This window comes from Deferrisoma palaeochoriense, assembly GCF_054656955.1.
The window spans coordinates 1-21,513 of the sequence record NZ_BAAHXI010000003.1; the positions used below are offsets into that span (position 1 = coordinate 1).

The 21,513-nt window shown below is 67.8% G+C and carries 24 protein-coding genes; 19 read left to right on the plus strand and 5 right to left on the minus strand.

Going from position 1 to position 21,513, the window contains the following annotated elements; genetic code table 11:
* Nucleotides 1–137 precede the first annotated feature (137 nt).
* Entirely contained in the window at nt 138–1,031 is an 894-nt protein-coding gene (locus tag ACYQ8L_RS01415; protein ID WP_459939973.1) for a LysR family transcriptional regulator, read from the minus strand.
* Nucleotides 1,032–1,181: 150 nt separating this feature from the next.
* Here ACYQ8L_RS01415 and ppcB point away from each other — a divergent pair, with 150 nt between their 5' ends.
* From ppcB to ACYQ8L_RS01460, 9 genes are all read left to right on the plus strand, one after another.
* Nucleotides 1,182–2,597, plus strand: a complete 1,416-nt coding sequence (gene ppcB / locus ACYQ8L_RS01420; protein WP_459939974.1) for a phenylphosphate carboxylase subunit beta — start codon at nt 1,182–1,184, stop codon at nt 2,595–2,597.
* A gap of 139 nt (nt 2,598–2,736) precedes the next feature.
* The gene (locus ACYQ8L_RS01425; protein ID WP_459939975.1) at nt 2,737–3,279 is read left to right on the plus strand and encodes a KdsC family phosphatase; all 543 of its coding nucleotides are present in this window, start codon (nt 2,737–2,739) and stop codon (nt 3,277–3,279) included.
* A gap of 26 nt (nt 3,280–3,305) precedes the next feature.
* Nucleotides 3,306–4,754: a phenylphosphate carboxylase subunit alpha gene (ppcA, locus tag ACYQ8L_RS01430; RefSeq protein WP_459939976.1), complete on the plus strand. Its 1,449-nt coding sequence runs from the start codon at nt 3,306–3,308 to the stop codon at nt 4,752–4,754.
* A gap of 12 nt (nt 4,755–4,766) precedes the next feature.
* Nucleotides 4,767–5,021, plus strand: a complete 255-nt coding sequence (locus ACYQ8L_RS01435) for a phenylphosphate carboxylase subunit gamma (RefSeq protein WP_459939977.1) — start codon at nt 4,767–4,769, stop codon at nt 5,019–5,021.
* A gap of 17 nt (nt 5,022–5,038) precedes the next feature.
* Nucleotides 5,039–6,382 carry a UbiD family decarboxylase domain-containing protein gene (locus ACYQ8L_RS01440; protein WP_459939978.1) on the plus strand — a complete coding sequence of 448 codons (1,344 nt, stop codon included), beginning with the start codon at nt 5,039–5,041 and terminating at the stop codon, nt 6,380–6,382.
* On the plus strand, nt 6,382–6,987 hold the full coding sequence (locus ACYQ8L_RS01445; RefSeq protein ID WP_459939979.1) for a UbiX family flavin prenyltransferase: 606 nt from the start codon (nt 6,382–6,384) through the stop codon (nt 6,985–6,987). The genes ACYQ8L_RS01440 and ACYQ8L_RS01445 overlap by 1 nt, the downstream gene beginning before the upstream one ends.
* A 425-nt stretch (nt 6,988–7,412) precedes the next feature.
* Nucleotides 7,413–8,762 (plus strand): phenylacetate--CoA ligase family protein, encoded by a 1,350-nt coding sequence (locus ACYQ8L_RS01450; RefSeq protein WP_459939980.1) that lies wholly within the window; start codon nt 7,413–7,415, stop codon nt 8,760–8,762.
* Entirely contained in the window at nt 8,759–8,944 is a 186-nt protein-coding gene (locus tag ACYQ8L_RS01455; RefSeq protein WP_459939981.1) for a hypothetical protein, read from the plus strand. The genes ACYQ8L_RS01450 and ACYQ8L_RS01455 overlap by 4 nt, the downstream gene beginning before the upstream one ends.
* Nucleotides 8,945–8,954: 10 nt before the next feature.
* A complete protein-coding gene (locus ACYQ8L_RS01460; RefSeq protein ID WP_459939982.1) occupies nt 8,955–9,503 on the plus strand; it encodes a hypothetical protein in 549 nt (182 codons plus the stop codon).
* A 4-nt stretch (nt 9,504–9,507) separates the two neighbouring features.
* On the opposite strand, the gene ACYQ8L_RS01465 is transcribed toward ACYQ8L_RS01460, so the two are convergent.
* Nucleotides 9,508–10,623: a two-component system sensor histidine kinase NtrB gene (locus ACYQ8L_RS01465; protein WP_459939983.1), complete on the minus strand. Its 1,116-nt coding sequence runs from the start codon at nt 10,621–10,623 to the stop codon at nt 9,508–9,510.
* Between the two features lie 245 nt (nt 10,624–10,868).
* Here ACYQ8L_RS01465 and ACYQ8L_RS01470 point away from each other — a divergent pair, with 245 nt between their 5' ends.
* From ACYQ8L_RS01470 to ACYQ8L_RS01480, 3 genes are read left to right on the plus strand one after another with little or no spacing between them, the layout of a single operon-like run.
* On the plus strand, nt 10,869–12,011 hold the full coding sequence (locus ACYQ8L_RS01470; protein ID WP_459939984.1) for a GHMP family kinase ATP-binding protein: 1,143 nt from the start codon (nt 10,869–10,871) through the stop codon (nt 12,009–12,011).
* A gap of 49 nt (nt 12,012–12,060) precedes the next feature.
* Nucleotides 12,061–13,026, plus strand: coding sequence for a SphA family protein (locus ACYQ8L_RS01475; protein ID WP_459939985.1), 966 nt, complete (start codon nt 12,061–12,063; stop codon nt 13,024–13,026).
* 55 nt (nt 13,027–13,081) lie between these two features.
* Nucleotides 13,082–14,533 carry a sigma-54-dependent transcriptional regulator gene (locus tag ACYQ8L_RS01480; RefSeq protein ID WP_459939986.1) on the plus strand — a complete coding sequence of 484 codons (1,452 nt, stop codon included), beginning with the start codon at nt 13,082–13,084 and terminating at the stop codon, nt 14,531–14,533.
* Here ACYQ8L_RS01480 and ACYQ8L_RS01485 read toward each other — a convergent pair.
* The 3 genes from ACYQ8L_RS01485 to nrdD all read right to left on the minus strand — a co-directional run bounded on the left by ACYQ8L_RS01485 (nt 14,523) and on the right by nrdD (nt 17,790).
* A complete protein-coding gene (locus ACYQ8L_RS01485; protein ID WP_459939987.1) occupies nt 14,523–15,257 on the minus strand; it encodes an anaerobic ribonucleoside-triphosphate reductase activating protein in 735 nt (244 codons plus the stop codon). The genes ACYQ8L_RS01480 and ACYQ8L_RS01485 overlap by 11 nt on opposite strands.
* A gap of 80 nt (nt 15,258–15,337) precedes the next feature.
* Nucleotides 15,338–15,592, minus strand: a complete 255-nt coding sequence (locus ACYQ8L_RS01490) for a hypothetical protein (RefSeq protein WP_459939988.1) — start codon at nt 15,590–15,592, stop codon at nt 15,338–15,340.
* Between the two features lie 56 nt (nt 15,593–15,648).
* Nucleotides 15,649–17,790 (minus strand): anaerobic ribonucleoside-triphosphate reductase, encoded by a 2,142-nt coding sequence (gene nrdD / locus ACYQ8L_RS01495; protein WP_459939989.1) that lies wholly within the window; start codon nt 17,788–17,790, stop codon nt 15,649–15,651.
* Between the two features lie 235 nt (nt 17,791–18,025).
* Between nrdD and ACYQ8L_RS01500 the strand changes: the two genes are divergently transcribed.
* The 7 genes from ACYQ8L_RS01500 (at nt 18,026) to ACYQ8L_RS01530 (ending at nt 21,449) form a co-directional block, all read left to right on the plus strand.
* Nucleotides 18,026–18,628 (plus strand): RNA polymerase sigma factor, encoded by a 603-nt coding sequence (locus tag ACYQ8L_RS01500; RefSeq protein WP_459939990.1) that lies wholly within the window; start codon nt 18,026–18,028, stop codon nt 18,626–18,628.
* Nucleotides 18,625–18,885: an anti-sigma factor family protein gene (locus ACYQ8L_RS01505; RefSeq protein WP_459939991.1), complete on the plus strand. Its 261-nt coding sequence runs from the start codon at nt 18,625–18,627 to the stop codon at nt 18,883–18,885. Before ACYQ8L_RS01500 ends, ACYQ8L_RS01505 begins: the two co-directional genes overlap by 4 nt.
* A gap of 144 nt (nt 18,886–19,029) precedes the next feature.
* The gene (gene trxA / locus ACYQ8L_RS01510; protein WP_459939992.1) at nt 19,030–19,359 is read left to right on the plus strand and encodes a thioredoxin; all 330 of its coding nucleotides are present in this window, start codon (nt 19,030–19,032) and stop codon (nt 19,357–19,359) included.
* A 9-nt stretch (nt 19,360–19,368) separates the two neighbouring features.
* Nucleotides 19,369–19,563 carry an FmdB family zinc ribbon protein gene (locus ACYQ8L_RS01515; protein WP_459939993.1) on the plus strand — a complete coding sequence of 65 codons (195 nt, stop codon included), beginning with the start codon at nt 19,369–19,371 and terminating at the stop codon, nt 19,561–19,563.
* Nucleotides 19,564–19,702: 139 nt separating this feature from the next.
* A complete protein-coding gene (locus ACYQ8L_RS01520; RefSeq protein ID WP_459940074.1) occupies nt 19,703–20,197 on the plus strand; it encodes a TlpA family protein disulfide reductase in 495 nt (164 codons plus the stop codon).
* A gap of 24 nt (nt 20,198–20,221) precedes the next feature.
* Nucleotides 20,222–20,953, plus strand: coding sequence for a SagB/ThcOx family dehydrogenase (locus tag ACYQ8L_RS01525; protein WP_459939994.1), 732 nt, complete (start codon nt 20,222–20,224; stop codon nt 20,951–20,953).
* 292 nt (nt 20,954–21,245) lie between these two features.
* Nucleotides 21,246–21,449, plus strand: a complete 204-nt coding sequence (locus tag ACYQ8L_RS01530; RefSeq protein WP_459939995.1) for a cold-shock protein — start codon at nt 21,246–21,248, stop codon at nt 21,447–21,449.
* Nucleotides 21,450–21,513: the final 64 nt, after the last annotated feature.

Genomic DNA, 21,513 nt, shown 5'->3' on the forward strand with positions numbered 1-21,513 from the left:
GAGCCATTGGTGGGCTCACGGCGAGGGAGACATCGGCTGAGTGCCGGATGCAGCGACTGTAGGAGCCACGCCCGGCGCTCCACCAGGCCCCTTGCCGGGCTGAATCAGGAAACGGTTGATTTGAACGCAACTCGGTATCAGGGGTACTCGCGGGAATCCTCCAACACGTCCAGAAACGCCCTGGCGGCGGGGGAGAGGACCGCCGGATCGGGGTGGACCGTGTAGACCTCGAGCCGGATCGGCCCGTCCGCGAGCGGCACCTCCACGAACCTGCCGGTTCGAAGCTCCTCCCCGATCGCCGAACGCACCAGAAACGACACCCCTTCCCCCCGGGCCACCATGTCCTTGATGAACTCCAGATTGCTCGTCTCCACGAGCACATTGGGCGAAACCCCGTGGCGCCGGAAGAGGCGCCGCACGAGCTCCCGGGTCGTGGACCCCTCCTCCTTGAGGACCAGCAACTCCCCCCCGAGTTCGGCCACCCCAATGCCGGCGCGCCCGGCCAGAGGGTGGCCGGGCGCGCAGAACAGCACCACCTCCTCCCTCCGAAACGGGGTGCAGATGAGCCCCTCCACGGGTCGCGACAGGCCCACCACGGCCAGTTCGTTTCGCCCCTCCACCACCGAGCGCAGCACCTCGGCCGAGGCGCCCTCGTCCAGCACGATCCGGATCCCCGGGTGCACCCCGTGGAACCGGGCCAAGATGTCGGGCATGAGGTAGCGCGCGTAGGTCTTGGTGGTTCCCACCTTGAGGAGCCCCCGCCGCAGGTCCCGGATCTCGGCCACCAGATCCTCGATCTCCCGCTCCAGGGCGAACACCTTCTCGGCCTCCCGGAACAGGAGCGCCCCGGCCTCCGTGAGCACCATCCGCCGGCCCCTGCGCCGGAACAGCTTGAGCCCCAGTGACTCCTCCAGGGCCCGCACCTGCCCGGTCACGGCCGGCTGGGTGACGCACAGCACGTCGGCCGCCCGGGTAAAGCTTCCGGTGCGGGCTGCCTCGAAAAACGCTCGCAACTGGTTGAAGTTGAGCATGGCGATTCCGGTGACGGGTCACAGGTGACGACCAACGACCCAAAGCATAACCTGACCTTATCCATCGTTGCAAAACATATGATTGGACCCCGGAGCCCCCGGGGCGTAGCCTGGCAGCACATCAAAACCTTATTTGGGAAGGAGGGCGCCATGGACCTGCGGGACTTCATCTCCCTGTGCGAGCGGGAGGGCCAACTCAAGCGGATCAAGGCCGAGGTGGACTGGAACCTGGAACTCAGCCACATCGCGAAACTGGTCGAGGAAAAGGAGGGGCCAGCCCTCCTGTTCGAGAACGTGAAAGGCTACCAAAGCCCGGTCTTCACCGGCGCCTTCGCCTCCCCGAAGCGACTGGCCCTGGCCCTCGGCCGGCCCACCCACATGTCGCTCGTGGACCTCACCCGCGAGTGGATGAAACTCGCCGTGGACAAGGTGATCCCGGCCGAAAACGTGGATTCCGGGCCTGTGTTTGAAAACGAACTCACGGGCGACCAGGTGGACATCTTTCGGTTCCCCTCCCCCAAGTTCTTCGAGAAGGACGGCGGGAGGTACATCGGCACCGCTGTGTTCCTGGTGACCCAGGACCCGGAAACCCAGGAGATCAACCTGGGCACCTACCGGATGCAAGCCCAGGAAAAGAACCGGATCGGGGTGCAGATCCTCAAGGGCAAGCGGGGCGACCGGATCCTGAAGAAGTACAAGAAGCGCGGCGAGAAGATGCCGGCCTGCGTCGTGATCGGGTGCGACCCGCTGCTGATGCTCGCCGGAAGCGCCATGGTGGCAAAGGCGAGCGAGTACGACGTGGTGGGATCGCTCCGGGGCGAACCGGTCCAGGTGACGCGGGGGAAGGTGACCGGCCTCCCGATCCCCGCCGACGCCGAGATCGTGCTCGAGGGCTGGATCGACCCCGACGACCTCCGGCCGGAGGGCCCCTTCGGCGAGTACACCGGGTACTACACCGACGAACTGTTCCACCCCATCCCGAAACCCTCGATGGTGGTCGAGCGGGTGTACCACCGGAACAACCCCATCCTCTGGGCCACCTCGGTGGGCCGGCCGGTCACCGACAACCACTGGATGCTCGCGTTCGTGCGGGGCGCCACCCTGTGGACCGAACTCGAGAACATGCGGATCCCCGGCATCCAGTCGGTGTACCTGCCCCCGGAGGGGTGCGGACGGTTCTGGGCCATCGTGAGCGTGAAGCAGATGTACCCAGGGCACGCGAACCAGGTGGCCGCCGCCGTGGTGGCGAGCAACACCTGCACCTACGGCACCAAGGGGGTGATCGTGGTGGACGATGACATCCAGGCCGACGACCTGCCGCGGGTGTGGTGGGCCCTGGCCGTACGGTTCGATCCAGCCCGGGACGCCCAGATCATCCAGCGCGGCCGGTCCACGCCCCTGGACCCGGCCCTCGACCCCACCTCCAACAAGCTGATCACCTCCCGGATCCTCCTGGACGCCACGGTGCCCTTCGAGTGGGAGCAGAAACCGGTGGAGGTGTCCCTGGTGCCCGAGGTGGTCGAGCGCATCAAGGCGCGCTGGAAGGAACTGGGCCTGGACGACTGACCCACAGACCCGGCGCAACCGGAGAGGGGGAAGACGTCCCACGACCCCGGGGGGGACCGAGCGCCGATCCAGACCGTGGGGCCGCAGGCCCCGGACGGAAGACCGAGGACCGAAGACCGCAGTCAGGAGGTGCGAACCCATGGCGTACGACATGATGGATGCGATCGAGAGGGCCAAACGGGTCAAGCTCGTGGTGCTCGACGTGCACGGCGTGCTCACCAACGGCATGGTCCTCTTCAACGAGGACGGGGTGAAATTCCAGGTGTTTCACCACGACGACGGGTTCGGGGCCAACGCGCTGATGATGTCCGGCATCGAGGTGGCGCTCCTCACCCGCAAGTCGAAAATCGTGTTCAAGCGGGCCGAAGAGGTGGGCATCAAGCGGGTGTACGCGGCCAAGGAGAAGTGGGCCAAGATGCAGGAGATCATGGCCGAACTGGGCATCGGGCCCGAGGAGGTCTGCTACGTGGGCGACGAGATCATCGACCTGGGGGCCATGCGGCGGGTGGGGTTCGCGGTGTGCCCCGCCAACGGGGTGCCCGAGGTCCAGGACGCCGCCCACTACGCCACCCGCCGGGCCGGGGGCGAGGGCATGCTCCGGGAGCTCGCCGAGTTCATCCTGCGGGCCCAGGGCAAATGGAAGCCCTTGGTGGACAAGGTTTCCAACATGGGCTGGGGATAGCCCGTTTCCGAAGGGAGATCAAGATCATGGCATATACCTACTACAAGGACAACCGGGAGTTCATCGAGGCCCTGCGGTCCACCGGCGACCTCGTGACGGTGGAACCCGAGGTGGACTGGGATCTGGAGATGGGCGCCATCGTCCGGCGGGTGTGCGAACTGCAAGGCCCCTCGCCCCATTTCAAAAAGATCAAGGACTATCCCGGGTTCGAGGCCCTGGGCGCCCCCCTGGCCACCTACCGGAAGCTGGCCGTGTGCCTGGGCCTTCCCCCCGACACCCCGATCCCCGAGATCGGAAAAGCCTACGTGGAGCGCACCGAGAAGGGCACCCCGGTCAAGCCCAAGGTGGTCGAACGGTCCCAGGCCCCCTGCAAGCAGAACGTCTGGACGGGCAAAGACGCAAATCTGTTCAACCTGCCGGCCCCCATGGTGCACGACGGCGACGGCGGCCGGTACCTGGCCACCTGGCACATGATCGTGGCGGCCGACCCGGACACCCGAGAGGTGAACTGGGGCATGTACCGGCAGATGGTCTTCGATGAGAAAACCATGGTCGGGCCCGTGCTCCCGTTCTCCGACATGGGGAAGATGTTCCACAACAAATCCGTGCCGAGAAACCAGCCCCTGCCGTTCGCCACGGTGATCGGGATGGACCCGCTTTCGGGCGTGGCCGCGTGCGCACCCTCTCCGATCCCGGAGGACGAGTTCGCCGGCATGCTCATGGGAGAACCGGTGGAGTTGGTGAAATGCGAAACGTCCGACCTGCTGGTGCCGGCCCACGCGGAGATCGTCATCGAAGGGGAGATCCTGCCGGGGGTCGAACTGGAGGAGGCGCCGTTCGGCGAGTACACGGGATACCGCACCTCCCCCCGGGAACCCCGCACGGTGTACCGGGTCCGGGCGATCACGTTTCGGGACAACCCGATCCTCACGGTGTCCAACATGGGCGTGCCCACCGACGAGGGCCAACTCCTGCGTTCGTTCTCCCTGAGCCTCGAGATGGAAAAGCTCCTCCGGAGCCAGGGCATCCCGATCACGGGGGTCTACATGTGGCCCGAGTCCACCCACCATTTGGTGGTGATCGGCACCCGGCACGCGTACACCGGGATCGCCCGCCAGATCGCAAACCTCGTGTTCGGCAGCAAGCTCGGGCCCTGGTTCCACATGGTGGTGGTGGTGGACGAAAAGACGGACATCTACAACAAAAACCAGGTGATCCACGCCCTGTGCACCCGGTGCCACCCGGTGAACGGCATCCACGTCTACGAAAACGACGTGGGCACCCCGCTCAATCCCTTCGCCACCCCGGCGGAGCGCCGCATGAGCAAGGGGGCGAAGGTCCTGTTCGACTGCCTGTTCCCCAGGGACTGGCCGCCCTCCGACGTGCCCATCCTGGTCGCCTTCGACACGGTCTATCCCAAGGAGGTCCGCGAGAAGGTACTGGCCAACTGGAAGAACTACGGGTTTTCGGAGTAACGGAGGTGACCGATGGCTGAATACGACGCGTTCTTCGAGGATCTCGACCAAGTGCCCCAGGACGAGGAGATCCGCCTCGTGATCCGCGACCTCACGCCGGGCCGGGCCAAGTACCGGTGCCAGGTGGTCCGGGCCAAGGTGTCCAAAAACCCGACCAAGTACCCCGAGCGGCTCTGGCCGCGGCTCGGGCGCGGCCAGTGGGTGGGTGAACCCTGGTCTATCCGGGTCGTGGAGGAGATCAACCCCATCCCCGAGCAGTGGCGGTAGGTCGGGGGAGGAGGGCTGTGGGCTTTCGAAACCTCGCCGAAGCCGTGGAGTTTCTGGAACGGACCGGCCGACTCCTCCGGGTGGACGAACCGGTTTCGGTGCGGTTCGAGGCCGCGGCCCTCCTCCACCTGGCTTCCCGCGACGGAAAGGCCGTGTACCTCGGCCGCCCGGTACCCGGCGCGCTCCCCGTGGTGGGCAACGTGCTCTGCCACGACGGGGTGCTGGCCCGCGCCCTGGGGGTTCCCCTGGAGCGGGCGGCCGACGAGTTCCTGGCGCGGGCCCAGGCCGAACCGGTGGAGCCCCGGAGGGTGGGCGATGCCCCGGTTCTCGCCCGGGAGATCCCGGTGGCCGACCTGGGCGATTTTCTCCCAGTGCTGACCCATTACGAAGGGGACTCGGCGCCGTTTCTGACCACGGCCGTGGTGTCGGTGTTCGACCCGGCCACCGGTTCCGCGGCCCGGGGGGTGCACCGGATGGAGCGAAGGGGCCCCGATCGGTTCGGGGTGGCTCTACTGAACCCGCCCCTTTCTGAGGTGTACGCCCGGGCCAAGGCAGCCGAAACTCCGCTGCCGGCCGCGGTCACGGTGGGCCACGAGCCCTTGACGTTCCTCGCAGCCGCCTTCAAGGGGAAGCCCGGGCTCGACAAAATGGCCGGGGCCGGGGCGCTTCGGGGGGAACCGGTGGACCTGGTTCCAGCCCCCCTAACCGGCATCCCGGTGCCGGCCGAGGCCGAACTTCTGCTCGAAGGGGTGATCGACCCTTCTGACGAGAGGCCGGACGGCCCGTTCGGCGAGATCAGCGGGGTGCACGTGGCCTTGGAAGCCACCCCCACCTTCGTGGCCGAGCGGGTGTGGTGCCGGGCCTCCCCCCTGTACCACGCCCTCCTTCCCACGGCGTGGGAGTCCGATCGGCTTCTTGCCATGGTGTGGGAGGCCGCGGCCCGAGCGGCCGCCGCCGGGGCCGGCCTGCCGGTGTCCGGGGTCCGGGCTCTGCCCACCACTTACGGCTCCACGGTGGTGCTCCGGGTGCCGCCCGCGCCGGCGGACACGATCGAAAGGGGACTCCGGGCCGTGCTGGAGCAGACCCACGTGAAGCTCGCCGTGGCGGTGGCCGAGGACGTGGACCCGACGGACCCCTGGGACCTGGCCTGGTCCATCGCAAGCCGCACCCAACCCGATCGAGACTGGTCCGTGGTCTCGGGACTCCGGGGGCAGCCCATCGATCCTTCGGCCCACGAGGCCGCGCGCACGGCCAAGGCCGCCATCGACGCCACGGGATACGGCCGCGTGGCCGGCCGACGGGTGCGGATCCCCGAAGATGCCGTGAAAAAAGCCCGGGAACTGGGCCAAAGGAGACGCTGATGAAAACGCGCCGACTCGTGGTGGGAATCTCCGGGGCCACCGGCCCCCAGTACGGCATCCGGCTCCTGGAGGTGCTCCGGAACACCGACGTGGAGACCCATCTTGTGCTCTCCAAGGCCGCGCGCCGCAACATCCGGCTGGAAAGCGACTGGACCCCGGAAGAGGTGGAGGCCCTGGCCGACAGGGTCTACGACCCCGAGGACGTGGGCGCCGCCATCGCCAGCGGTTCGTTTCTCACCGAGGGGATGGTGGTGGCCCCCTGTTCCGTGAAGACCGCCTCGGCCATCTCCAACTCGTACAACGACAACCTTCTGGTGCGCGCGGCCGACGTCACCCTGAAGGAGCGCCGGCCCCTGGTCCTCCTGTTCCGGGAGACCCCGCTCCACAAGGGGCATCTCGACATCCTGCGCCGCTGCGCGGACATCGGGGCCGTCATCCTGCCGCCGATGGTGGCGTTTTATCACCGGCCCAAAACGGTCGACGAGATCGTGGACCAGACCGTGGGCAAGGTGCTCGATGCGCTCCGGATCGAACACAACCTGTTTCGCCGCTGGAAGGGCAGCGACGTTAAGGTGTTGGCGGGGGGAGGCTCGGGCGCGGAGTGACCCCGCTCGCGCCGGGCCCCGAGGACTGCCCCCCGGCCGAGGACCAAGACCGCGTGGAACCGCGGCGGACAAGGGAGCGCTTTACTACTAACCTTGAGAACTGTTGCGGGCGGCGGGTGGGGGACTGGTTCCGGCCGGGCGCGAGTGCGGCACCCTTTCCGCCGCGCCTTCGCATGCCGTTGCCGGCGCGGCAGGTCGGGACGCCGGCAGCGGAAGTTCCGGAAGTTCCAAAGCACGCCAAGCCTGGTGGGGCGCGGCGACGTGAGGGGCCGCACCCGGCTCTCCACCAGCCCCCCACCCGCTGGCTTCCGTAGCGACCACGGGGACCTGACAATACTTGCGTTGGTGTTGGTAGCTTCTGGCTTCCGCGCCTCCTAGCTTTCCAGCTTTCCAGCCTTCCAGCTTCCTAGCCCCGGAGAGGAACCATGCCGTACCCCGAATCCGAGTACTGGAACCCGGCCACCGAAACCCTGGACCCCGAGCGCCTGCGGGCGCTGCAACTCGCCAAATTCCGGCGGGTGCTCTCGTGGGTGTATGAGCGGAGCCCGATGTACCGCCGCAAGTACGAGGCCGCCGGGCTTCGGCCGGAGGACGTGCGCACCTGGGACGACGTGGCCCGCGTGCCCCTGGTGACCAAGGACGACTACCGGTGCCAGGGCAAGGACCCGTTCCCCTACGGCGACACCCTGTGCGTACCGCTCGAGGAGGTCACCGAGTTCCACCAGACATCGGGCACCACGGGCACCCCGGTGTACCAGCCCGACACCTGGGCCGACTGGGAGTGGTTCTCGGAACTCTGGGCCACCATCCTCTGGGCCCAGGGGTACCGCCCCACGGACCGGATCTTTTTCCCCTTCGGCTACCACGTGTTCATCGCGTTCTGGACCGCCCACTACGGCGCCGAGCGCATGGGGTGCGAGGTGGTGCCCGGGGGCGTCCTCGGCACCCGGGAGCGGCTTCTCAAAATGCGCGAACTCCAGGTCAACGCCTTCATGGCCACCCCCACCTACGTGCTCGGGATGGCCGAAACCGCCCAGAAGGAACTGGGGGCCGACCCGAGGGAGTGGGGCATCCGGCGCATCACCTGCGCCGGGGAACCCGGGGCGCTCGTGCCGAGCACGAAAAAGCGCATGCAGGACGCCTGGGGCTGCCCGGTCTACGACCACGCGGGCGCCACCGAGGTGGGGGCCTGGGGGTTCGAGTGCCGCCACCAGCCCTTCGGCCAGCACATCATCGAGTCCATGTTCCTGGTGGAGCTCCTGGAACTCGACTCTGACCGGCCGGTCACCGAACCGGGGGTACCGGGCCGGATCGTGATCACCGCGTTCGACCGCCGGGCCCAGCCCTGCGTGCGGTTCGACACCAAGGACGTGTCGATGTGGGCCAAGGATCCCTGCGGCTGCGGCCGGACCTGGCGCATCCTCGAAGGGGGCGTGCAGGGCCGGGTGGACCACATCACCAAGGTGAAAGGCGTCCTGTTCTCGCCGGTCACGGTGGAGGAGGTGGTGCGGTCGTTCGAGGAACTCGACGGCGAGTTCGAGATCTACGTGGAGAAGCGCGGCGACCTCGACCACATCACCCTCAAGGTGGAACTGCCCGACGGGCTGACCGGGCCCGACCGGGAACATCTGCTCAAGGAACTGGCCAGCCGGCTTCGCTGGAAGACCCAGCTCAACTTCGAGATTCAGCCCCAGCCCTACGGCAGCCTGCCCCGCTACCAGGTGAAGGCCCGCCGGTTCCACGACCTGCGAAAGACGGGAGGGAGCCAACGATGATTTCCGACGCGAGGATCCGGGAGATCGCCGAGGCGGTGGAACGGCTCGGCCGGGACCTGGAGGAACTCATCGAGAAGGGGAAGGACCTGCCCGCGGTGGAGCGGAACGCCCGGCGCATGCAGGGCACCCTCTGGACCTTGAGGGCCCACTTCGAGGTGCTGGCCGAGACGCTGGAGGAGTGAGGGGGGACCGGTGGAGGTCCATTTCGGGCACCGTCGGTCCCGGGAGGGGTGGTGGAGCTTCGAGACCCACCCCCGCATGGACCGGACCAAACGCCGCATCTACGACCGGTGCCTGCCCTGCCTCACGACCCTGCTGGACCAACTCAAGCAGGGTGTGGGTGCGGTGGACCTCCCCTTCGCCTGGGACTGCTGGAAGGTGGTGGCCGTTGCCCCGGACGAGGAGACCTGTATGGCGCTTCTTGACAGGCTGGCCGAGGAGCACCCCGACCTCTACCTGTTCGGCAAGCTCGGGGGGCGGCGCGAGCGCTTCGGCACCTCGGCCCTGGTGCTTCATGCGGACACGGCCACGGAACGCGACCGCCTGGTGGCCGCCCTCGAGGAAACCGCCTCCCGGGCGGCGCCGGGCGCCCGGGTGCATCTGGCCCGGGCCTGTGCAGACCCCTACGCGGACCTCCTGGGTCCGTGGGAAGAGTGGACCCGGCCCTGCCCCATCCGGCACCCTGAGGCCGTACCCCGGGTCATGCGCAGGCTGCGGGAACTCCTGTACGGCGCCTCCTGAGTTCTCAGCCCCGATGGCCCGGCAGTTCCACCACGGCCCATGCTCCGCCGCCCTCCCGCTCCTCGAGGCGGATCTCGCCGCCCCACGACCCCACGAGCCGGCGGCACACGGTAAGCCCCAGCCCCCCGCCCCCCTCCTTGGTGGTCACGAACGGGTCGAAGAACCGCTCCGGGTCCTGGCCCCCGAACCCGGGCCCCCGGTCGCCCACCCGCAGACGCACCCAGGGCACCCGTTCCACCCGGAGCACCGGGTCCAGGAGGGAGTCGCCGCCCCGTTGCTCTTCGCGCTCGAATCCGGTGCACTCCACCTCCACCACCCCGCCCGGGGGCGACACGTCTGCCGCATTCAGGAGCAGGTTGAGAACCACCTGTTTGAGCTCGGAGGCGTCGGCCCAAACGGAGAGCCCCCCCTCCCCCCACCGGGTCTCCACCCCCACGCCAGCCCGCTGGAACCGGTACCGCACCAAGGCCAGGGTTTCGCCCACCACGTCGGGTACCTGCACCGGACCTGGGTCCGAACGGCCGGTGGCCGACCGGGCATACCCCAGGAGTTGGTCGATCAGGGTGCGACAGCGCTGGGCCTCCTCGTAGATCCGATCACGGATCGCGCCGTCGGGGTCGGCGCCGGCATCGTCTCGCAGGAGGGCCGCGAACCCGAGGATCACCGAGACCGGATTTCCCACCTCGTGCACCACCGACGCCGCGAGCTCCCCCAACGTGGCGAGCCGTTCGTACTGCACGAGTTTTCGGTCCACGGCGTCGCGCAGCGACACGTCGGTCGCAAGCCACAACCGGCCCAGGGGCCGGCCGGCGGTATCCCGCACGGCCCTCGAACGCAACCGCAAGCGGATCGAGCGGCCGTCGGCCCGGTGGGCGGTGCAAAGCGTCTCGGCCCAGGCCTCACCCCGCGCGCTCCCGGGTTCCGTGACCCCGCCCCCCGAGACCCCGAGCGCTTCCGCCCAGGGCTGGCCTTCCACCTCGGACGCGAGGCGGCCCGTGAGGACCTCCGCCGCCGGGTTCCACCCGACGATCCGGCCGGTTTCGTCGGTCAGGAACGCCGCCACCGGGAGGCCCTCCCACAATGCGTCAGAGATGGCGTATTTTATCGCGGAAACGTCCATCGCGTACCCTTGTTTGATTTTATGTTGCGTGCTCTAATGGGCACCATCTTCCCGCCTACCGTTCGACGGGATCTTTGCACACGGATGGTTGGCCAGCAAGCGTCTGCAAAAACCGTTCAACAGAACGCTTCCGACGCGAAGCACGTCGGTGATTTTGCCGGGCAGGCACAGAGCTTGAATATGACGAAACCAAACCTCGTATGCCGCAACGAAGCCCGGGGCGGTTTTGGCGGCGGGGGGGCTAGGTGACGACCCGGCGCCTGGAGGACACTGCCTTCGCCCCGGGGGACCCGGGGCGGTTCGTGCTGCCGGAAGCCTGGGGCGGCCGAGTTCGCAGCGTCGAACCGCCCCCTGCCGGCACCCGGTGTGAGGTCGAGATTCCCGGACGGATCCACGCGGCGGTGCTGGACATGACCCGTTTCGACATCGGCCGGCCGGGAGGCGGAGGAGTCGGGTTCGCCGTGGGGCTGTTCTCACGTGCCACGGTGAGCCTAAGCGAAAAAGCGGAGATCCGCTCGTACGGAAACCGACCCCTCTTGGGGCAACACGTGGCGGAGCTATTTCGGCGACTCACCGGGTACGAGGGCGGTATCGAGATCGAGACCCGCGACCACAACCGCCGCCATATGGGACTGGGGTCCTCGGTTTCGACCCTTACGGCCGCCGCGGTGGCGCTCAACGAGGCCCTGGGCCGCCCCTTGGACCTCAGAAACCTCCGGAAGCTCGTCGCCTACAATTACTGCGAGGAGCTTTCCGCGGCGCCGCCGAGGCTGGTGCCGGGGTTCGAAACCAATGTGGGGGCGATGGCGGGTTTGCACGGCGGCATGGTGATCGCTACGGACCGCTGCGAACTCGCGGCCCGGGTCGCCATGCCCGAGGACCTCAGGGCCCTTCTGCTCCTGCCCAAGATGGCGCCCGAGGTTTCGTCCGGGGCCGGGGAGTACCGGTCGCTTCTCGGCGCCGCCCAGGCTTTTGATGCGAAAACGGCAGCCCGGAAGGTGTGCCGGGTGTTCATGGATCTCCTTCCGGCCGCCCTCGCCGGCGACCTCCGGGTCGTGGGGGATCTCCTGTGGGAGCTTTCCCAAGAGGGCTCGAAGCGGGCCGAGATCGAACTCCACGGCGACCGGGGGCGGGAGATCTTGGAGGTGATGGAAGAACTTCGCCGCACCGGCGCCGAGATCGTCGGTATGAGTTCCATCGGACCGGCGGTGTTCGGCCTGAGCCGAAACCCCTCGGTGTGGGCCCGGTGGCGGGACTGGGAGGGTTCGCCCCGCGCGGCCTGCGCCGTGACCGTGCCCGTGGACAACCGGGGCGCGCGGGTGCGGCTCGACGGCACGCCGATCCCCTACCGGTTCGAGCCCTGGTGGCACGATCCGGTGTACGACTGATCCCACCCCGGGGAGACTCGGCTCCCCAACGAGGAAAGGAGGAAGGAACATGAGGAGACGCAGAACGGCGATGAGAGTGCTCGGCGCTCTGGCCCTGGCCGCGGTGGTTTCGGCCACCCCCGTTTTTGCGGGGGGCGGGCAGCACTACCCGAACGGAGCGGAGGACTTCGTCGTGGGCGCCCTGCCGCCCCCGGGGCTCTATTTGAAGAACTATCTGGTGTACATCGACAAGAACCGCCTCATGGACAACGAGGGCAAGAAGACGCCCGTGGAGTTCGACGCCAACGTGTTCGGGGTGATCCCCCGCGTGATCTGGGTGAGTCCGTACAAGGTGCTCGGGGCATCCTGGGGCGCCCACATCTTCATCCCCTTCTACGCGGCCGACGTGGAGGTCACCGCGCAGACCCCGGGTGGGCCGCTCAAAGTGGTCAACGACGCAGACGGGGGTCTCGGCGACATCATTTTCAGCCCTTTCATCCTGGGATGGCACTTCGGCCCCAACTTCCATACGGTGTTCGCCCTGGATATTTGGGCGCCCACCGGCAACTACGACAACGAAGACGTGTCTACCCAACTTCTCTCGAAGAACCACTGGACGTTTGAGCCGGTCCTGGCGATGTCGTACCTGTGGAACGGTTTCGACTTCTCCGTGAAATTGATGTACGACTTCAACACCACCAACGATGAATTTCTCGTGCCGGATGGCGCGGGGGGCATGAAAGAAGTCGACCTCGACCCGGGCCAGGAGTTCCACTTCGACTGGGCGATCGGCTGGGCACCGAAACCCGGGTGGCGGTTCGGCGTGAACGGGTTCTATTACTGGCAGACGACCGACGACGAGATCGACGGCAAGGAGGACCACAACCGCAGCCGACTGGCCGGCATCGGCCCCGGGCTCAAATGGTGGCCCAACCAGGGCCGGTTCAGCCTGGTGGCCAAGCACCTCTGGGAGTTCGACGGAAAGAACATGCCCGAGGGCACGAGCACCTGGCTCAACATCGTCTGGGTGTTCTGATCTCCCTCACGCGCCCCGGGGCCCTGGGCCCCGGGGCGGCTCCGGTGAACCGCCCATGGCCCAACCCCACCCCCAAGCCCGTTCCGACCGCCCCGTCCGGCTCCTCGTCGTGGACGACGAGCCCGGCATGGTGGACCTGCTCCGGCGGGTCCTCGAACGGGAGGGGTACGAGGTGGAGACGGCCGGTTCCGCGGAGGAGGCCCTGGGGCTACTGGCCGGGAACGCCTTTGACCTCGTGATCACCGATCTCGTGCTCGGGGGCCGGGGCGGGGAGCACGTGGTCCGCGAGGTCAAGGCCACGAACCCGGAGACCGAGGTCCTCGTGATCACGGCCCACGCCTCGGTGGACTCGGCCGTCGAGGTCATGAAGGAGGGGGCCTTCGACTACCTGCGAAAGCCCCTGCTGCCCGAGGAGATCCTCCACGTGGTGCGCCGGGCCCTGGAGATGAAGGGCCTCCGAGACGAGGTGAGGGCCCTGCGGCGGGAAAAGGCGGCGGCCCTCCTCCAGGGCGAACTCCTGGGCCGGAGCCCGGCCATGCTCCGGGTATTCGAGCGGGTGCGCCGCGCCGCCCGCACCGACGCCACGGTTCTTCTCGAGGGCGAGTCCGGCACCGGAAAGGAGCTCGTGGCGAAGGCCATCCACGCCGAGTCCCGGCGGGCGGCCGGCCCGTTCGTGCCAGTGAACTGCGGGGCGATCCCCGGGGAACTGCTGGAGTCGGAGCTCTTCGGCCACGTGCGGGGCGCCTTCACCGGGGCCCACGTGGACCGGCAGGGCTATTTCGAGGCCGCCCACGGGGGCACCCTGTTCCTGGACGAGATCGGGGAGATGGACCCGCGGCTCCAGGTCAAGCTCCTGAGGGTGCTCCAGGACGGGGCGGTCACCCGGGTGGGCGAGACGAAACCGCGGCGCGTGGACGTGCGGATCGTGGCGGCCACGAACCGCCGGCTCCTGGACGCCGTGCAGGAGGGCTCGTTCCGGAACGACCTCTACTACCGGCTTCGGGTCGTGCACATCGAGCTTCCGCCCCTGCGGGAGCGGCGCGAGGACATCCTCCTTCTGGCCCACGCGTTTCTGCGGCGGTTCTCCCAGGCGTACGGGAAATCCTTCGAGGACATCGACGCCCGCGCCGCCCGGGTGCTCCAGCAGTACGACTACCCGGGGAACGTCCGGGAACTCAGGAACATCATCGAGAGCGCCGTGGTGATGGGCCGGGGAAAGGTGCTCCACGAGTCGCACCTGAAGGAGGCCATGGGGCCGGAGACGTTTTCCCGCGCCTCCGGAGCCCCCGCCGACTGGGAACTGCCCTTCGAGGAGGCCGCCGGCCGGGTCTTGGAGGAGTTCGAACGGGCCTACCTGGAACACAACCTGCGGCGGTTCGGGGGGCGGATCAAGAACCTGATCCAGGCCTCCGGGCTCTCGCGCCGCACCATCGAGCGGAAAATGGCCAAGTACGGCCTGAACCGCAAGGATTTCGTGCCCCGCCGGACGAAGGGCGTCAAGGCCTGAGCCCCTCCGACGCCACCCGGAATTCTCGCCGGGCCGCCTCCTCCCACTTCCGGAACGCCTCCGGCGTGAGCGGCGGGTGATTTTGGAGTTCCGGGTCGAGCACCTCGTCGGTGCGGCACCGCTGGAGCACCCAGCGTACCGGGGCCGCCCGGCCCCGGACCCTGCGGCCCAGGTCCGCCCCCAGCCGGCACACCTCGTCCCGGCTCAGAAGCCGAGGGTGGACCGTGGTGCGAAGCTCCAGCGGAAGGTCCGCGGCCCCCAAGAACTCCAGCGTCGCCTCCACCCGGTCCGGGTCGGAGCCGGGGCCCGTGTTCCGGCGGTAAGGCACGGGCTCCAGAGGCGCCTTCACGTCCACCGCCACCAGGTCCACCAGGCCCGCCCGCACCACCTCCTCGACCGCCTCGGGCCGGGACCCGTTCGTGTCGAGCTTCACGGCCAGCCCCATCGCCCGAAACCGCTCCAGGAGTTCCGGGAGACCCGGGTGGAGGGTGGGCTCCCCCCCGGTCACGCACACCCCGTCCACCCAGCCCCCAAGTCCCCGAAGCCGCGCCTCCACCTCGTCCCACGGCCAGGAGGGCACCTCGTGGGGGGCCGTCACGATCCGGTGGTTGTGGCAGTAGGGACACCGGAAGTTGCACCGGGGCAGGAACACCACGGCGGCCACCTTGCCCTTCCAGTCGGTGAAGGTGGTCTCCAGGAACCCCTTGATCTCGGGCAGCGCCACCTCGTCCTCCCTTTCACGCAACGAGGGGCGACGAACCCGTCGCCCCTCGAAACCCGCACACGCCGGGCCGATGCCCGTTCCTACGCGGCCCGGGTCTTCATCTCCTCGAGGTATTTCCGGATGCGCACCGCCCCGGTGAGATAGGACGAGTCGTCCAGCACCAGGATCGGGAGGCTTCGCTCCGCCACGTTCACGAGCCCGTGCCAGGCCAGGTGGGCCAGGGCGTCCGGGTTTTCCGGGCCGAGCTCCTCCACGACAACCCCGAGGGCGGCGAGATCCACCCGTTCCTTCACGTACTCGCACTTCTCGCACCCGACCTTGGTAAACAGCGTCATGGAACCCTCCTCAGGAAACGCGGTCAGCGGTCTTCGGTCCCCGGTTCGGCGCGCCCCTACGCCTCGGCGGCGCCGGCATCGGGAGCCGGGCCCGAGAAAAATCCCGCGGTGCGCTGCCGGTCGTGGAGCTCCCCGATCTTCCCCTTGTTCCAGGAGCTGATCTTGGTGAAGTACCCCGTGATCCGGGTGATCCCCTCCACATCGTCGCTTCCGCACTGGGGGCAGGACTCCCGGAGACCCCGGGTGGTGCGGGCGCACGCCAGGCAGGTGGTGAACTCGGGGCTGAAGGCCACCTGGTCGTTGTGGGTGTTCCGGAACACCTTGACCACGAAGTTCGCAAGGCTCTCGGGGTGGGGCTTCTCCTCGCCGAGCCACAGATGGGTGATGGCCCCGGCCTCGATGAGGGGATGGAACAGGCCCTCCAAACGCACCCGGTCCACGGGGTTCGTGGGGCTTCCCACGTGGAGCTGGGTGGAGTTCGTGTAGTACACCTCGCCCCGGGCCACGTCGCCCCGCACGGCCGCTCCGGCCGCCGGAGAGAAATACTTGAGGTCGAGCTTGGCGAACCGGTACGCCGTGGACTCGGCCGGGGTCTGCTCCAGCACGAAGTGCATGTTGTGCTTGCGGGCGAGCTTGTCGGCCAGGAGCTTCATGTGGGCGATGATCTTGAGCCCGAACCGGAACGCCTCTTGGCTCTCGTGGAGTTCCTGGCCGGTGTGGATCTTGACCATCTCGTTCAGGCCCACCATGCCCAGCAGATAGCTCACCCGGTGCATCCGGAGGTAGGGCTGTCCGTCCCGGTCCATGGTGAGCAGCGACAGCGGCCCGCGGTCCCCCTGGCTCAGGAGCCGCTCGATGAAGGCCCGCTTCTGCAGGTGGGCCTGGGCCGCGAGCTCCATCATCTCGGTCAGGTGCTGGAACAGCCGGGTGTCATCACCGCCGGCCCGGTAGGCGATGCGCGGGAGGTTCAGGGTCACGTTCTGGAGCGCCGAGTATCGCATGCGCCAGGGCTGCTTGGCGTCCTCGAGATCGGACTTCTCCAGCTTGAACGCGAGCCGGCAGCACTCCGAGATCTTCGCCGTGTCGCCCCGGTCGAACACGAAGTAGGTGTTCCCCTTCTCGGCCGCCACCTCGCAGATCTTCGCCAGGAACCGCTCGTGGCCCTCGGTCTGGAAGAACTTCTCGGTGATGTGCACCAGCGGCTTCGGGAAGAAGAACGGCCGGCCCGAGGCGTCGCCCTCGGCGTACACGTCGAACAGCTTCCACACGAACCGCTGGGCCTCCTTCTCGTAGTCGCCGTAGGTCTTCCCGGTGTACTCGCCCCCGGGGCCGATGGCCGGCACGTCCTGGAAGTGCTTGGGCACCTCCCAGTAGAGGTTGATGTCGGAGAAGATCGCCTGGCCGCCCCGGGCCACGGCCTGCTGGGAGTACTCGAAGATCAGCATCTGGGCGAGCTGCTCCACGTCCCGGTCGGGCAGCCCTTCGAGATACGGGGCGAAAAACAGGTTCACCGCGTCCCACCCGATGGCCCCGGCGAAGTTGGACTGGAGCGCGGCCGAGAACTTCACCATGTGGGCCAGGAGCACCTCGGGGTGCTTGGCGGGTTTCGCGTTCGCGAGGCTGTTCGGGAGGTTCAGGCCGAACTTCTTCAGGTACTCGAGGCTCTGGCCCGAGCAGTAGGGCCGGTCGATGAACCCCAGGTCGTGCAGATGGAGGTCGCCCCGCATGTGGGCGTCGGCCACGTCCTGGCTGAACACCGCCAGCAGCGCGTACTCCTTCTTGATGTTCTCGGCCAGGGTGAGGTTCGTGGCCTCGGGGCCGTGGGGAACGTTGGCGTTCTCCTTGTTGGGGGCGACCAGCAGCTCCTCCACGTCGTAAAGCGGCATCCCGAGCCGGGTGTGCATCCGGCGGGCGCCCTCGAGCCCCATATCAATGAGCTTCGCGTCCACGAGCTCACGGATCAGGGGCGCGGTCAGGACCTCGATCCGGGACCGGTGGATCAGCTTGTCCACCTCCTCGGCCACGCGCTCGGCCGTGTCCCGGTCGAGGTACGTCTCCCGGACCAGGGCGTCGGCGATGCGGCTCCGGTCCCAGTTGACGATCTCCATGTCCGACGTGCGGACGAACAGCACCCGGTCGGTCGCGTCGCCGTCGCGGGGCTTGGCCCCGGTCCGGCCGAGCTCCATCACCTCGCCCATGGCCGTCGCTCCTTCCGTAGGGAAAACAGGGGGTTAGGGAGGGGAGAAAACGCCATATCTAGTAGGCGGCGAAATGATACCACGACATGTAGTGGCTCGCCACCCTTTTTTTGGACCCCCGGGCAACTCGAAAATCCCCCCGACCCGGGCTGCTTGCGCACCCGGGGGCCCTCCTTTATGCTTCCGGGGTCTTCCGTAACCCCCGAGGGGGCACCCGCATCTCAAGGACACGGCAATGGACGAGGCACGGCTCGTGGAGCGGGCCCGAGAGGGCGACTTCCAGGCCTTCGAGGAACTGGTTAACCGCACCGAGGGGCGGATCTACAGCCTGCTCCTGCGGATGACCGGAAACCCCGAAGACGCCCGGGAGCTCATGCAGGAGACCTATCTGAGCGCGTACCGAAACCTGAAATCGTTCCAGGGGAACGCGGCGTTCTCCACCTGGCTCTATCGCATCGCCACGAACCACGCGCTCATGCGGCTTCGCAAAAAGCAGCCCGACACCGTGTCGTGGGACGAGCTGCCCATGCCCAGCCACGAGGAGATCCGCCAGAAGGGCGTGACCGACTGGGCCCTCGACCCCAAGGAAGCCTTGCTCCGGCAGGAGGTGCGGCAGCTCCTCGTCCGGGCCATCCAGGAACTGCCGCCCATCTACCGGGCCGTGGTGGTGCTACGCGACGTGGAGGGACTGAGCACGGCCGACACCGCGAAGATCCTCGGCACCACCGAGGGGGCCGTGAAGACCCGCCTCCACCGGGCCCGGATCCATCTGCGGGAGAAACTGAGCCCCTACTTCTCCGACGAGGAGAGCGCCGAGGGGCGGGCGGTGAACCCATGAGCCGGAAACTGACCTGCAAAGAGATTCTGGAGCAACTCTCGGCGTACATCGACCACGAGCTCGACCCGTCGATCTGCGAGGAAATCGAGGCCCACATGGAGGGGTGCAACCCCTGCGTGGCGTTCCTCAACACGCTCAAGAAGACCGTGGTACTCTACAAGTACTCGGGCCAGGAAGAAGAGGTGCCCCAGGAGGTCCACATCGATCTCCACCGGTTCCTCCGGGAGAAGTGCTGCGGCGAAGAGGGAGGAGAGTAGCGTGGAAGGCTGGATCTGGATCGTGTTGATCGTCCTCGTGGCGGTCATGTCCCTCCGGGGCGGGGGCTGAGGAGGCTGCTGACCGCCGGTCGGCGGTACATCAAGGGACCAAACGAATACCCTTTCGACAAAAGGAGACACAAGATGGCGGGAGATAAGGTTCTCAACGTGACCGACGCGGATTTCGAGGAGAAGGTTCTCAAGGCCGACAAGCCGGTGCTCGTGGATTTCTGGGCCGCCTGGTGCGGGCCGTGCCGCATGATGAGCCCGGTGATCGACGAGGTGGCCGAGGCGTACGAGGGCAAGGTGGTGGTCGCCAAGATGAACGTGGACGACAACCCCCAGACCCCGGCCAAGTACGGGGTGCGGGGCATCCCGAACCTGAAGCTGTTCAAGGGCGGCCAGGTGGTGGACGAGGTGGTGGGCGCCGTGCCCCGGCAGAAACTCGAGGAGATGCTGAACAAGGTGGTGTGAGGGAGAGCCATGCCGCTGTACGAGTACCAGTGCACCCAGTGCGGGGAGAAGACCGAAATCCTGGTCCGCTCGGGCGACCGGGCCCAGGACGCCCCCCGGTGCCCCAACTGCGGCGGCCCGATGGACCGAAACTGGGCCCCGGTGGCCGCCCACACGAAGAGCCCGGGGGGAGGGGGTTGCGCCCCGCGGGGTGGGTTCACCTGAGGCTAGACCACACGGGGCCGGGGGCCCCGAAGAACCGGCGCAGGAGCCTTTGGCCCTGCGCCGCTCTTTTTCCTTTCTCATCTTTTCGTGGAGGCGTTTCGCGATGGGGATCTCAAGGGGACGGGGGGTCGTGTGGGGGATGGTTTTCGCTTTCGCCCTGGCGGTGGCCGCGTGCTCGGGGGGGAAAAAGGAGGCCGAGGAGCCGAAGCCCGCGCCGGATTTCGACCTGGTGAGCGTGGACGGGAACCATGTGCGGCTTTCCGACCTCAGGGGTAAGGTGGTGCTTTTGGACTTCTGGGCCACCTGGTGCCCGCCCTGCCGGGTGGCGATCCCCCACCTCGTGGAGCTCCAGCAGAAGTACCGGGCCGAAGGGCTCGTGGTCGTCGGGATGAACATGGACCAGAACCCCGACGACCTCACCGAGTTCATAACCCGCACCTCGTTTAACTACCCCGTGGTGAAGGTGGACGAAGCCACCCGGCTGGCCTACGGGGGGGTGGCATCGATCCCCCAGGCCTTCCTGATCGACCGCCAGGGCCGGATCCGCTACACCTTCATGGGGTATAGCCAGGACATCGCCCGGGACATGGAGGAGAAAATCCGGAAACTCCTGGAGGAGCCCCCGGGCGGCTGACCCCCAAGGGCATGGAGGATCGCCGTGGACGAGGCGCTCCGGTGGTGGAGGCAGAGGACCGACCTTTCGCCCGACGCCCTTTCGGGCCGGAGCCTCGACTGGGCCCGGAAACCCGAGGCGCTCAAGACCTACCCGGGGTGCCGGCGACTCAAACTGCCCCGGCCGGGGGACCTCCGACCGGGCGCCTCGGACCTCTGGGCGGCGCTGGCGGCCCGCAGGTCCAGGCGCGAGTTCACGGGAGGGGCCCTCTCCCTGGAAACGCTGGCCCTGCTCCTCTGGGCCTGCCAGGGGGTCACCGCCCGGCAGGGACCGTACCTTCTGCGCACGGCCCCGTCGGCAGGGGCCCTCTACCCGTTCGAGACCTATGTGTCGCTCCAGCGGGTCGGGGGGATCGAACCCTGCCTCGCCCACTTCGACGTGGCCGGGTTCGCGTTGGAGATCCTGGCCCAGGGGGACCACGGCAGAACCCTCGCCCTTGCGTCCCTGGCCCAGGGGTTCCTGGCCCGGGCCTCGGTCGTGTTGGTGTGGACCGCCGTCTACCCCCGGGCCGCCTGGAAATACGGCGACCGGGCCCTCCGGTACCTGGGTCTCGACCTGGGGCACGTGTGCCAGAACCTGCTCCTCGCGGCCGAGGCCCTGGGGCTCGGGGCCTGCCCCGTGGCCGCGTTTTTCGACCGGGAGATGAACGAACTCCTGGGTGTGGACGGGGAGAACGAGTTTGCGTACTACCTGGCGGCCGTGGGACCGGTAGAGTAGACCGGGCGGCGACCCGGCTTGGCGGTCGGGGAACCGAGAGGATCGGGTCCCCAACCTTTTTCCTTGCATCCGGCCGCCGAGGGGCGTAGGGTAAGCGCCACAACACAGACGGAAAGGCAGTGTCGGAAGGCGAACCCAAGCGGGAGAGGCGACCGTAGCCTCTCACCGCTTTTTTTGTTTTTTCGCACCTCGATGGACATGGTTCGGAGTTCGGGAACGCGGTTCCCGCCCTGGTCCCCATCGCAGTTGCATCCCCTGGGATCCAGGATCCCGAAACCGAAGGAGAAACACCATGGCTAGAGGCATCGTGAAGTGGTTCAACGACCAGAAGGGCTACGGCTTCGTCACCCCCGACAACGGGGGCGCCGACCTGTTCGTGCACTTCAGCGCGATCCAGGGCGAGGGGTTCAAGACCCTGACCGAGGGCCAGGCCGTCGAGTTCGACGCCGTGCCCGGCATGAAGGGGCCCCAGGCGGCCAACGTCCGGCCCGTCTAGGTCCGGTCTGACCCACGAAAAGGGCGGATCCCCCAGGGGATCCGCCCTTTTTTCCTTCCCCGGA

Bases quoted from the DNA above. Each gene is read 5' to 3' on its own strand.
- ACYQ8L_RS01415 (WP_459939973.1), bottom strand. From the start codon at position 1,031: ATGCTCAACTTCAACCAGTTGCGAGCGTTTTTCGAGGCAGCCCGCACC.
- ppcB (WP_459939974.1), top strand. From the start codon at position 1,182: ATGGACCTGCGGGACTTCATCTCCCTGTGCGAGCGGGAGGGCCAACTC.
- ACYQ8L_RS01425 (WP_459939975.1), top strand. From the start codon at position 2,737: ATGGCGTACGACATGATGGATGCGATCGAGAGGGCCAAACGGGTCAAG.
- ppcA (WP_459939976.1), top strand. From the start codon at position 3,306: ATGGCATATACCTACTACAAGGACAACCGGGAGTTCATCGAGGCCCTG.
- ACYQ8L_RS01435 (WP_459939977.1), top strand. From the start codon at position 4,767: ATGGCTGAATACGACGCGTTCTTCGAGGATCTCGACCAAGTGCCCCAG.
- ACYQ8L_RS01445 (WP_459939979.1), top strand. From the start codon at position 6,382: ATGAAAACGCGCCGACTCGTGGTGGGAATCTCCGGGGCCACCGGCCCC.
- ACYQ8L_RS01450 (WP_459939980.1), top strand. From the start codon at position 7,413: ATGCCGTACCCCGAATCCGAGTACTGGAACCCGGCCACCGAAACCCTG.
- ACYQ8L_RS01455 (WP_459939981.1), top strand. From the start codon at position 8,759: ATGATTTCCGACGCGAGGATCCGGGAGATCGCCGAGGCGGTGGAACGG.
- ACYQ8L_RS01465 (WP_459939983.1), bottom strand. From the start codon at position 10,623: ATGGACGTTTCCGCGATAAAATACGCCATCTCTGACGCATTGTGGGAG.
- ACYQ8L_RS01475 (WP_459939985.1), top strand. From the start codon at position 12,061: ATGAGGAGACGCAGAACGGCGATGAGAGTGCTCGGCGCTCTGGCCCTG.
- ACYQ8L_RS01480 (WP_459939986.1), top strand. From the start codon at position 13,082: ATGGCCCAACCCCACCCCCAAGCCCGTTCCGACCGCCCCGTCCGGCTC.
- ACYQ8L_RS01490 (WP_459939988.1), bottom strand. From the start codon at position 15,592: ATGACGCTGTTTACCAAGGTCGGGTGCGAGAAGTGCGAGTACGTGAAG.
- nrdD (WP_459939989.1), bottom strand. From the start codon at position 17,790: ATGGGCGAGGTGATGGAGCTCGGCCGGACCGGGGCCAAGCCCCGCGAC.
- ACYQ8L_RS01500 (WP_459939990.1), top strand. From the start codon at position 18,026: ATGGACGAGGCACGGCTCGTGGAGCGGGCCCGAGAGGGCGACTTCCAG.
- ACYQ8L_RS01505 (WP_459939991.1), top strand. From the start codon at position 18,625: ATGAGCCGGAAACTGACCTGCAAAGAGATTCTGGAGCAACTCTCGGCG.
- trxA (WP_459939992.1), top strand. From the start codon at position 19,030: ATGGCGGGAGATAAGGTTCTCAACGTGACCGACGCGGATTTCGAGGAG.
- ACYQ8L_RS01515 (WP_459939993.1), top strand. From the start codon at position 19,369: ATGCCGCTGTACGAGTACCAGTGCACCCAGTGCGGGGAGAAGACCGAA.
- ACYQ8L_RS01520 (WP_459940074.1), top strand. From the start codon at position 19,703: ATGGTTTTCGCTTTCGCCCTGGCGGTGGCCGCGTGCTCGGGGGGGAAA.
- ACYQ8L_RS01530 (WP_459939995.1), top strand. From the start codon at position 21,246: ATGGCTAGAGGCATCGTGAAGTGGTTCAACGACCAGAAGGGCTACGGC.